The 9,657-nt window shown below is 68.5% G+C and carries 9 protein-coding genes; 4 read left to right on the top strand and 5 right to left on the bottom strand.

Going from position 1 to position 9,657, the window contains the following annotated elements; all coding sequences use genetic code 11:
- Positions 1 to 108: 108 nt before the first annotated feature.
- The 3 genes from ACGFRB_RS31965 to ACGFRB_RS31955 form a co-directional block, all read right to left on the bottom strand.
- Positions 109 to 591, bottom strand: coding sequence for a carboxymuconolactone decarboxylase family protein (locus tag ACGFRB_RS31965; protein ID WP_393248024.1), 483 nt, complete (start codon positions 589 to 591; stop codon positions 109 to 111).
- 357 nt (positions 592 to 948) lie between these two features.
- Positions 949 to 2,223 carry a VanZ family protein gene (locus tag ACGFRB_RS31960; RefSeq protein WP_393248022.1) on the bottom strand — a complete coding sequence of 425 codons (1,275 nt, stop codon included), beginning with the start codon at positions 2,221 to 2,223 and terminating at the stop codon, positions 949 to 951.
- Between the two features lie 70 nt (positions 2,224 to 2,293).
- Positions 2,294 to 2,674, bottom strand: coding sequence for a hypothetical protein (locus tag ACGFRB_RS31955; protein WP_393248021.1), 381 nt, complete (start codon positions 2,672 to 2,674; stop codon positions 2,294 to 2,296).
- Between the two features lie 520 nt (positions 2,675 to 3,194).
- Here ACGFRB_RS31955 and ACGFRB_RS31950 point away from each other — a divergent pair.
- Positions 3,195 to 3,923, top strand: coding sequence for a leucine-rich repeat domain-containing protein (locus tag ACGFRB_RS31950; protein ID WP_393248019.1), 729 nt, complete (start codon positions 3,195 to 3,197; stop codon positions 3,921 to 3,923).
- Positions 3,924 to 4,052: 129 nt separating this feature from the next.
- Here ACGFRB_RS31950 and ACGFRB_RS31945 read toward each other — a convergent pair whose 3' ends face one another.
- A complete protein-coding gene (locus ACGFRB_RS31945; protein WP_393248017.1) occupies positions 4,053 to 4,445 on the bottom strand; it encodes a VOC family protein in 393 nt (130 codons plus the stop codon).
- 189 nt (positions 4,446 to 4,634) lie between these two features.
- Positions 4,635 to 7,079 (bottom strand): YfhO family protein, encoded by a 2,445-nt coding sequence (locus ACGFRB_RS31940; RefSeq protein WP_393248015.1) that lies wholly within the window; start codon positions 7,077 to 7,079, stop codon positions 4,635 to 4,637.
- Positions 7,080 to 7,205: 126 nt separating this feature from the next.
- Here ACGFRB_RS31940 and ACGFRB_RS31935 point away from each other — a divergent pair, with 126 nt between their 5' ends.
- The 3 genes from ACGFRB_RS31935 to ACGFRB_RS31925 all read left to right on the top strand — a co-directional run bounded on the left by ACGFRB_RS31935 (position 7,206) and on the right by ACGFRB_RS31925 (position 9,425).
- The gene (locus tag ACGFRB_RS31935; RefSeq protein WP_393248014.1) at positions 7,206 to 8,249 is read left to right on the top strand and encodes a glycosyltransferase family 2 protein; all 1,044 of its coding nucleotides are present in this window, start codon (positions 7,206 to 7,208) and stop codon (positions 8,247 to 8,249) included.
- Positions 8,246 to 8,701 carry a GtrA family protein gene (locus ACGFRB_RS31930; RefSeq protein ID WP_393248012.1) on the top strand — a complete coding sequence of 152 codons (456 nt, stop codon included), beginning with the start codon at positions 8,246 to 8,248 and terminating at the stop codon, positions 8,699 to 8,701. The genes ACGFRB_RS31935 and ACGFRB_RS31930 overlap by 4 nt, the downstream gene beginning before the upstream one ends.
- Positions 8,702 to 8,783: 82 nt before the next feature.
- Complete coding sequence (locus tag ACGFRB_RS31925; protein WP_393248010.1) at positions 8,784 to 9,425, top strand: SurA N-terminal domain-containing protein; 642 nt, start codon at positions 8,784 to 8,786, stop codon at positions 9,423 to 9,425.
- Positions 9,426 to 9,657 lie beyond the last annotated feature (232 nt).

The following is a 9,657-nucleotide window of genomic DNA, read 5'->3' as shown; positions in this document are numbered from 1 at the left end:
CCCCCCCCCCCCCCCCCCCCCCCCCCCCCCCCCCCCCCCCCCCCCCCCCCCCCCCCCCCCCCCCCCCCCCCCCCCCCCCCCCCCCCCCCCGACGGTGGGTGAAGGGCGTCAGCCCTTCGTGGCGTACTGGCCGACCTTGTACTCGCCCGCCGGGAGGCGGAGCACGACATTGATCCGGTTGAAGGCGTTGATCAGGGCGATCAGGCCGGTGAGGGCGATGAGCTGGTCCTCGTCGAAGTGCTTGGCCGCCGCCTCCCAGACGTCGTCCGGGATGCCGTAGCCGTCGGCGAGACGGGTGCCGTACTCGGTGAGGGCGAGGGCCGCGCGCTCGGCGTCCGTGTAGACGGTGGCCTCGCGCCAGGCGCCGACGAGGGCGAGCCGCACGGAGGTCTCGCCGGCGGCGGTGGCCTCCTTGGTGTGCATGTCGAGGCAGGCGCCGCAGCCGTTGATCTGGCTGGCGCGGATCTTCACCAGCTCCTGGAGGGACTCCGGAAGCGTGGAGTCGGTGACCAGGGCCATTCCGGCGCCCGTCAGGTGCTTGAACATCTTGAGAGCGAGCGGGTTGCCGAAGGGGTTGATGCGGGGTTCCATGACGCTCTCCTCTGTCGTGTGTCAGCTTCACCCCTACGACGTCGCGAGTCGGGGAGTTGTGACAGGGATCCGAGTGACCCCCGTCACTCCTCCTCTCATGGAGGGCGTGCGGGTGTCGAGCGAGCCCCGGAAGGTTCAGTCGATCCAGTGAACTGTCGGCGGTGAAGGCGATGTTCGGACGCGGGGTGTCGTACTGTCCAACCCGAGGCTCTTCCGGGAACCTCCTTCCTCCTGTCCGGCCGGCCTCGCCCCCACGGCCCCCAGACGCCGGGCCCCAGCCGCCTCCCCGTTGGCGGTAGGGGCCCGGTCCCTTTTCCAGGCCTCGATGGCGAACCAGGCGTCGAGCCGGTCCATGATTCACACCCTGTCGGGCTCGACGCGCCTACCGCTCGCGGCGTCAATGAACAGATTCGGATCCTTTGAGCCGGACTTGACGCTCACCATCCATACCGGCCTCCACTCGTTGGAGACTTTCTGGGCCAGGAGTACGGCGGCCTCGGCCTCGGATCCAGTTTCCTTCTCGGCCAGCCGTTTTGCTTCTTTTTTACTAATGGATGCGGGAGTAATAGGCGGGTCTCGGGTGGGATCGGAAGTGAATCCCATAATGCGGCCTGCGGAGGTAATGGTGATGTCCAGCCGCATGGGCATCATCACGCCCTGGCTGTATCGTCGATACGTCAAACGATATACCTTCGAATTATCCTCACCCATGGCGTTGAGTGACTTTTGACTATCGGCGACACTGGTGGGGAACCATTTTTGCGCGAACTCTTGCCCTACGGCTTGAACTTGATCAGCATCCAGATCGCCCTCTTCGCCGGTATTGTCAATGGACCAGGCTCGCTCCAAGGATCGATCCGGCCACCAGCCGACTAGTTCCCCTTGGTCGGTCTTCATGGTGATTACCGTTCGGTTTCCCTCGAATATCGAGGTCGACCCCAACGATTTCGTTTGCTTTCCGAAAATTTCCCGAGCGGATTCCTCCATCCATTCGTCCGCGCCGTCCAGGGCATCCAATCGGGCGCTGCGCTTGTCGTCTGCCGCGACTACGTCAGTGGTGGAGACTGATATGTAGAACCAGCCGGCCAGTGCCGCAGCGCCAATGGCGGCGAGGCTGGTCCCCCAGGAGACGTCACGCGACACGTGGCTGATACGGCGCCCCCTCAACCTGAGCCAGACTGCTCCGGTGCAGACCCCCAACAATGCTCCTGTAGCGTTCGCAGCCAGATCCGTTGCGCTGCACGCCCTTCCCATGGGCACCGTCGCCTGAATGAGCTCCACGGTGGCGCTGCAGACCAGAGAGATGGCGCCAACCGTCACAGGTCGACGGAACAGCAGCACGGCCAGCAGCGGCGATGGCGCAAACAGGGCGATGTTGAGCAGCGCGCTGGCTGAAGTGAGCATGTGTACGGGGCGTCCAATATCGCAGATTCCCGCCATGGCTCCCCCCGCGCTGCCCGGGAGTAGCGTTACCGCCAGCACTCCTGCGATGGATGTCGCGAGAAGGGCTGGCAGCAGCGGAGGGCGATTTCGCGACTTGGCTATGAATGCTGTGGGTGCAGCAAAAAGGAGCGCCATGACGAAGAATGCTGAAAATAGGCCGGGTACGGCCCCGATTGACGCTTCAATCATCGAGTGGCCTTCGAAATTAAATCGGGGGCGTGCGTTGGAGTTGCACGCCCCCGATCAGATGTGGTCAGGATCAGCAGAAACGAACTGTCGGGGTGTAGTACTTGCCAGTCGTGGCGATCATGTAGCCCGCCGCGGTACAGTCGGGCGCATACGTGGCCTTGGACAAGCCGCCCCAGGACTTCGACTTGGTTTGTCCCTTTGAAATAGACATTGCGTCAGTCTTGAAGACTGCTGTACTCGTCGAGAGTGCGAGCTGAATGTTCACAGCACTGTCCCCGGCAGTCTTCGTGTACTTGGTGGTGGAGAAGAACTGGCTGTGGTTTCCGCTGACGAGGTAGCCATCCAGGGCCTCGAAGTAGAGAGTCCCATTGTCCAGCTTGGTGCTGGTTGATATGGCAAAAGCGGAACTTCCGGTGAGGACGAGTGTAGCGGTCAGTGCAGTTACAGCCATGGTGCGTCGAAACATGGTCAGAGCTCCCGTTGATTGCCGCCGCTTCCCCTCTGGTTTATCCAGTTACTCGGCGGCGGTGAAATCGAAACTACATGGCACGGGTTGCAAATGTTTAGAAAATTTAATCGAATTGGCCGAAAAGGGGTGGTCTCTGTCCACATTGTGGCTCCAGTGCGTTGCAACTCGACGGAAGTTGAAGAGCGGGTGCGGTGTGCCGCCAGCCACTCATGGCTGAAATTCAAGCTTGATTCGTTACAAGCAGAGGAAGGGGTGAACCGCGCCGTCCACTCAGTTAAGGGCTGGCAGGTCGGTTCCATCGTTACGCCGGGCTCCTGGACCGCCCCCATCGCTTGGGAGGTTCTCGCGGTAGAGGTCAAGCGGCTCGACTTGCCGTGTCCGCAGCCGGCACCACGTGCGACATCGCCCGTCTGTGCAACCCGTCCTTGCCGGTTGACGGGTAGCCGCGCTGGCCAACCGCTGTGCCGTGGATCGTTTATGGGCCAACCCTTAGATTCGGGGCGTGACGACGACCGACGTGGTGAATCTGTGGCGGCGGGAACTGGGCGAGGTTCCTCAGGACGTATGGGAGCGCACCGACCTGCGCGTGCTGATCCTCGCGGACAACGGGCTCACCGAACTCCCGCCCTCGATCGGGGGGTTGCGGGCGCTGTCCACCCTGGACCTCGGGCACAACCGGCTGGCCGAACTGCCCGTCGAGCTGGGGGAGCTGACCGCGCTCGACGGCTTCCTCTACGTCCACGACAACGAGCTGACCGAACTGCCTGAGACTTTGGGCCGGTTGACCAGGCTGCGCTACCTCAACGCCGGGGAGAACCGGATCGCCGCGCTGCCGGAGGCCGTAGGGAACATGGCCGGCCTCATCGAACTGCGCGCCCAGCACAACCGACTGACCGCCCTGCCCGACACCCTCGGCGGACTCACCCGACTGCGCGAACTGTGGCTCCGGGGCAACCTGCTCGACCGCCTGCCCGCCTCCATGGCCGGGCTGCGCGAACTGCGCCACCTGGACCTGCGGGAGAACTCCTTCACCGAGTTCCCGCCGGTACTCGCCGGACTGCCCCTGCTCCGCCACCTCGACCTGCGCGGCAATCGCCTCACCCGGCTCCCGGAATGGGTGGCGGACCGGCTGCCGTCGCTGGAGAAACTCGACCTCCGCTGGAACCCCTGCGAGGTGCCCCCGGAGCTGGCGGCGGCGCTGGAACGGCGCGGGTGCGTGGTGCTGCTGTAGGGGGTGCGCGGACGCTGCCTCCGCCCGGGATCCGGATGCCCGGTGGGGTGCGGTGGGGCGCGTGGTGGCGGGGGCGGGCCAGGGGGGTTCTCCCCGGCCCGCCCGCCGCCCGGCTCTTTCCTGTCCGTCCTACGAAGCCGCAGGGGTGCCGTAGGGGCTGGTGAGGATCTCCATGTAGTGCCCGGACGGGTCCTCGAAGTACAGACCACGCCCGCCGTGGTTGTGGTTGATCTCGTTGACCCGCGTGCGGTGGGGATCGGCGTAGTACGTGAGCCCGGCCTCCTTGATGCGCGCGTGGGCCTTGTCGAACACGTCCTCGGAGACGAGGAACGCGTAGTGCTGCGTGGTGATGTCCTCCGCCGGCACGGTGGCGTAGTCCAGGGTCACCCCGTTGGCCGTGGTCACGGGGATGAACGGGCCCATCCGGTCGCCGACTTCGAGGTCCAGGAGGCCGGCGAGGAACTTGGCCGATTCCAGGTCGTTCAGGGAGTGGACGATGGTGTGGTTCAACTCGACTGACATGAGTGGATGCCTCCGTGTGAGAGGAGTGAATGCGCTTCTGGGCACTGCGTGTAGGTGGGCAGCGCCCGCCCGGGCGGGCGGTATTCCGGGACGTGGCGTTTTCGGCCAAAGAAGTGTCACCCCTGTGTGAGCCTGTCTGACGTAAAGACGCTCGCCGAGGGGATGTTGTGACAGCGTCCGTTGACGGAGTCACGGTGTTGCGGCGGCCCCGGCCCGGTTCTTCCTTCGGCTTCGGCGGCTGTTCGCCGTCACCCACGCCGTGAGCAGCAACAGAGCCGCGCCGGCCGTCCCCAGGCCCGCGCGCAGGCCCGGAGGACGGAAGGAGCAGGTGACGGTGCGCGTGGCCGGGGTGGCCGAGCTGGTTGAGGTGCCTGAGGTGGCCGGGGTGGCGACGAGGCCGGCGTAGGAAGCGGCCGGGTGGCCGTCACAGGTCCAGCCCGGGATGCGGGGCGCGGAGAGGACGACGGTGCCGGTGGTGCCGGGACGCAGGGTGGCGCGGACGCCGGTGCCGGTGACCTCGATCGCCGTCGGCGCGGCGGCCCGCAGCGCCGCCACCGCCGCCCGCAGCCGGGCCCGGTCCAGACAGGCGACCTGCCCGCGCGCGGGGACCAGGGCACGCAGGCCGGGGATCCGCTGGACACCGAGGGAGGTGAGGGCCGCGCGCCGCTTGGGCAGGCCGCCGCGCAACTCCACGGTGCGGGTGCCGAGCCGGGCCGTCCCGGTGAACCGCGGCGCCCACAGGAACACCTCGGTGCCCACCCGGCACGCCCCGGTCGCGCGGGACGGCGGCTCGTAGACGCGGGCGCCGAGCAGGAGTTCCTGGTTGCGGAACGGCGAGGCGCCGAACCGGGGCGCCGGGCCCGGGGGCCGTACCGTCAGCAGCGGGGCCACCGGTCCCGTACGCACCACCGCACCGTCCCGCCAGCGCGCGCCGACCGCGAACAGCGCGTCCGTCACCGGGTTGTCCAGACTCTGGAGATTGCGGCCCCGGGAGGTCCAGCCGCCGCCGAGCGCGGCCATCGTGCGGGTGAGGGCGTCCGGGGTGAGGCTGCTGTAGTACGCGCCGCCCTGGCCGCCGACCGACATCGGCTCGTTGCCGGTGACCTGGGGGCGGCCGGAGTCCGTGCGGTACGCGGGCCAGCCGTCCGCGTCCGCGAGCGCGGCGGCCCGGCGGGAGTCGGCGGCGGTCCAGGGACGGTAGTCGTCGAGCCGGCCGAGACGTTCCTTGTTGCCCCACGCCGTCGTCGCTGCGGCCTGCGCCGCCAGGACGGCGGGCAGGAGGACGAGCGCCGCCACGCGTACGGAGGGACGGGAGGCGGACTCCCTGCGCGCGTACGGGAGGGTGAAGGCCGACAGCAGGCCCGCCGCGAACAGCGCCCAGCCCCACATCGTCGCCTCCCCGCTGCCCAGCGCGGCGAGCGCCAGGGCCCCGATCAGCGCGGTGCCACCGAGAAGCGAACGGCGGTCCGGGAGGCCGTCCGCGAGCGCCGCCCACGCGGCGATGACGAGGACGCCCGCGAGGACGAACGTCTGCCGGTACGGGCTGCCGTTCGGCGTGGTGAAGACATGCCACACCAGATGCGTCGGCTCCCACTGGAGCGACAGCGCGACCCCCGCCACCAGGCACGGCCACCGCCACCGGCGGCGGAACACCAGCGACGACGCGAGCACCGGGACCAGCGTCGCGACGAACAGCGCCGGGGTCGAGAACCCGTACGTGGCGGGCATCAGCCGCGCCGCGAAATCCGCGCCGCCCGCCGGGGCGAAGTCCTTGACGAGACCCGGGTAGGCCGAGCGCGTCCCGAGGAACACCGGCACCAGGACCGGCGCCGCGAGACCGATGCCGAGCAGCACGGTCGCCGTGCCGCGCAGCACCACCCGCCAGCGCGGCGCCGTCACCAGGAGGACGAGCGCGGCGCCGAGGGTCGCCATGTACGCGGTGTAGAAGTTGGCGGTCCAGCACAGGGCGACGACCAGCGGCCCGAGCAGGGGCCGCCGGCGCTCCCGTACCCACACCCCGCCCACCAGGCACAGCAGCGGGAACGCGATCAGGCCGTCCAGCCACATCGGGTTGTAGACGGCCTCCAGGATCGACCAGCCGCACAGCCCGTACGCGGCCCCGAGCAGCACCGGAGCCCACCACGGCCATCCCGTGTTCGTGCCCATGTCCGTGCCGGTGCCGGTGCCGGCACCCGTGGGCGCCGTCGGGGGCAGCAGGCGCGGCAGGACGTAGGCCATCGCGGCGGAGGCGGTGGCCATCTTCAGGAGGGTGACCGCGTAGAGGGCGTACTCCAGATCGGCGCGCGGGGCGAGGGCGACCAGCGGGGCGAACGGGCTGGTCAGATACGTCCCGAGGTCCGGCAGGAAGCTGGTGCCCCAGCCGGACTGCCAGTTGAGCAGCAGACCGCCGTCCGCCCGCCCGTGCAGCAGGTCCCACAGGTGGGCGTGGAACGGCAGGAACTGGTTGGCCAGGTCGTTGACCGAGCGGTGATGACGGCCGAAGGGCCAGGTCGTGGCGACGGCGTCCCCGGCGCAGACGGCGAGGACGGTGAGCAGCCCGGCGAACAGCGGCGCCAGGCCGGCTCGGCCCAGGCTCCGAACCCGTGCTTCCGACCGCGGAATCCTGATCTTCATGGTGAGACGAATATGGCAGGGGAGAATACGTGAACAGGCTTCTCCGCCGGGCAGTTCACGCGATGGACGCCTGCGCGTCACCGGGCGAATCCGGCATCGACACACGGGACCGTTGAGGTGTCGTGCGTGCTGCTCTCGATCGTGGTCCCGTGCTTCAACGAAGAAGAGATCATCGGTCGTTTCCACGACCAGGTGACCCAGGAACTCTCACGCCCCGGCGGTGATTCCGCTTTTGATTTCGAAATCGTCTATGTGGACGACGGAAGTCGTGACCGGACCCTTCCGCTTCTGGAAGGGATCGCCGCCGGCGACCCCCGGGCGCGCTACGTCTCCTTCAGCCGCAACTTCGGCAAGGAGGCGGCGATGCTCGCCGGGCTGCGGCACGCGCGCGGCGACGCCGTCGTCATCATGGACGCCGACCTCCAGCACCCGCCGGAGCTCGTGCACCGCATGCTGGACCTGCACGCGGAGGGATACGACCAGGTCATCGCCCGGCGCTCGCGCACCGGCGACCGGTTCACCCGCACCCTGACCGCCCGCGTCTACTACTGGGCGATCAACCGGCTCGTCGACGTGGAACTCGTCGACGGCGTCGGTGACTTCCGACTGCTGTCCCGCCGCACCGTCGACTCGATACTCGAACTGACCGAATACAACCGTTTCTCCAAGGGTCTGTTCGCCTGGGTCGGATTCCGGACGACGACCTTCGCGTACGAGAATGCCGTGCGTGACCAGGGCACTTCCAAGTGGACCTTCGGAAAACTCCTCAACTACGGTCTCGACGGCCTTCTCTCCTTCAACAACAAACCGCTGCGGGCCGCCGTCTATCTCGGAATGACCCTCGTCGCGGTCGCTTTCGCCTATGCCGCCTGGATCGTGGGTGTCGCCCTGGTGAACGGCGTGGACACCCCCGGTTATGTGACCCTCCTCGTGACCGTCACGGCGCTCGCCGGTGTCCAGATGGTGATGCTGGGATTGGTGGGCGAGTACGTCGGCCGTATCTACTACGAGGTGAAGCGCCGCCCGCACTACCTGGTGCAGGCGACGAACACGGCCGCCGTCCCGCCGGCGCCGCGTCGCCCGGGTGACGGGCGTGACGAGCGTGACGAGCGGGCGGAGAACGTGAAGGGCTCGGCGGACGGGCTCACGGAGGAGTTGGCGCGCCGATGACGACGGCCTGGCAGGTGATCCGCTTCGCCCTCGTCGGCGCCGTGAACACCGGGACGTACTACGGGCTCTACCTGCTGCTCGGCCAGTGGCTGCCGTACCTCGCCGCGCACGTCGCCGCCTTCGCGCTGTCGATGGTCGGCTCCTTCTTCCTCACCACGTACGTCACCTACCGCACCCGCCCCACCTGGCGGAAGTTCCTCCTCTTCCCGCTCACCAACGCCGCCAACTTCGTCATCACGACCGCCGGCGTCTACGTCCTCATCGAGCCGGCGGGTGTCGACGGACGCTACGCCCCGCTGCTCGCCGCGGCCGCCGCGATCCCCGTGACGTTCCTCGTCTCCCGGACGATCATGCTGCGACCCGACACCCCCCGAACGCGCGCGTCGTTGACCGAAGCGACGACCGGACCGGCCGGATCGACCGAAACGAGCCAGACAGTCACCGCCAAGTAGTGGCCCGCGCCACGGCGACTGCCTACCATCGATCACCGCACGGTCGTCCCATCTGACGCACGACCCACGCCGGGAGGCTCCTTTGCACCGCCGCACAGCGCTCTCCGTCTCCGCCGCCGCCCTGATCGCCGCGGCACCGCTCCTCACCGCCTGCGGAAGCGACGCCCATCCCGGGGCCGCGGCCGTCGTCGGCGGTCAGCGGATCGAGGTCTCCACCGTCCAGGCGCAGGTCAAGGACGTCAGGACCGCCCAGGCCGCGTCACCCGAAGCGGACCGGCTGATCAAGGCGACCGGCGACCTCACCCGGCAGAAGCTGCACAGCCTGATCTTCGACCAGGTGGTCGCCCGGGTCGCCCGGGACAACGGAGTCACCGCCAGCCGCGCCGAGATCCAGCAGGCCCGCGCGTCCTTCGCCCAGCAGAGCGGCGGCGAGAGGCCCATGGCCGCCACGCTGCTCCAGCAGCAGAGCGTGGCACCCGACGAGATCGACGACGTCGCCCGCCGCGCCGTCCTCATGGACAAGATCGCGACGAAGCTCGGGGCGACGAACAGCCCCGAGGGGCAGCAGAAGCTGACCGAGGCGTTCAGTACCGCGTCGAAGGCGCTGCGGATCGACGTGAACCCGCGGTTCGGCGCGTGGGACAACGAGCGGATCACGCTGGGAACGTATTCCGCGCCGTGGGTGCGGCAGGTGCGGGAGGGGGCGGTGGAGGCCGGCGCGTAGCGCTGCGCGCTGCGGGGGGGGGGCGTGGCGTGGTGGTGCGGGGCGGTGGTTGCGGGGCGCGGTCGGGGTTGCGGGGCGGTGCGCTGAGGTTCGTGGTGGGTGCGCGTGGGCCGGTCCGGGGGCTCGTGTTCTGCACTGCATGATTTACGGCGCGGGCACCTCTGTAGTGCGCGAAGCGCCCCCCTTCCGCGCCACAAATCACGCTTTACGTTCCGAACACGACCCCCTCCCC

The sequence above is a fragment of the Streptomyces sp. NPDC048718 genome, assembly GCF_043198875.1.
Lineage (GTDB): Bacteria > Actinomycetota > Actinomycetes > Streptomycetales > Streptomycetaceae > Streptomyces.
This window is presented reverse-complemented; position numbering and strand designations above follow the sequence as displayed.